This is a genomic window from Streptomyces sp. TRM68416, assembly GCF_014596915.1.
Classification (GTDB): Bacteria; Actinomycetota; Actinomycetes; order Streptomycetales; family Streptomycetaceae; genus Streptomyces.
This window is the reverse complement of sequence record NZ_JACVWU010000095.1, coordinates 1-627: the sequence shown is the minus strand read 5'-3', so window position 1 is coordinate 627 and position 627 is coordinate 1. Positions and strand designations below refer to the sequence as shown.

The window sequence follows — 627 nt, the reverse complement described above, 5'->3', positions numbered from 1 at the left end:
TTGGGGTGCAGGCCGGCCGCGACCAGGCCGGCGAAGTGGGCCATGTCCACCCACAGGTACGCCCCGGTCTCGTCGGCGATGCGGCGGAAGGCGGCGAAGTCCAGCTGCCGCGGGTACGCCGACCACCCGGCGATGATCACCTTGGGGCGGTGTTCCTTGGCCAGGCGTTCGACCTCGGCCATGTCGACCAGGCCGGCGTCGTCGACGTGGTAGGCGACCACGTCGAACTGCTTGCCGGAGAAGTTCAGCCGCATCCCGTGGGTGAGGTGGCCGCCGTGGGCCAGGTCCAGGCCGAGGATGGTGTCGCCGGGCTGGGCCAGCGCGAACAGGGCGGCCTGGTTGGCGGAGGCACCGGAGTGGGGCTGGACGTTGGCGTACTCGGCGCCGAACAGGTCCTTGATCCGGTCGATGGCGATCTGCTCGGCGACGTCGACGTGCTCGCAGCCGCCGTAGTAGCGACGGCCGGGGTAGCCCTCGGCGTACTTGTTGGTCAGGACCGAGCCCTGGGCCTCCATGACGGCCAGCGGAGCGAAGTTCTCCGAGGCGATCATCTCCAGCGTCGACTGCTGGCGGACCAGCTCGGCGTCGACCGCCGCGGCCACCTCCGGGTCCAGCTCGTGCAGGGGC

General features: G+C 70.8%; 1 protein-coding gene. It reads right to left on the bottom strand.

The window, feature by feature from the left end:
• A partial coding sequence (locus ICC28_RS40085; RefSeq protein ID WP_188293801.1) for an aminotransferase class I/II-fold pyridoxal phosphate-dependent enzyme occupies positions 1–627 on the bottom strand: 627 nt, incomplete at both ends.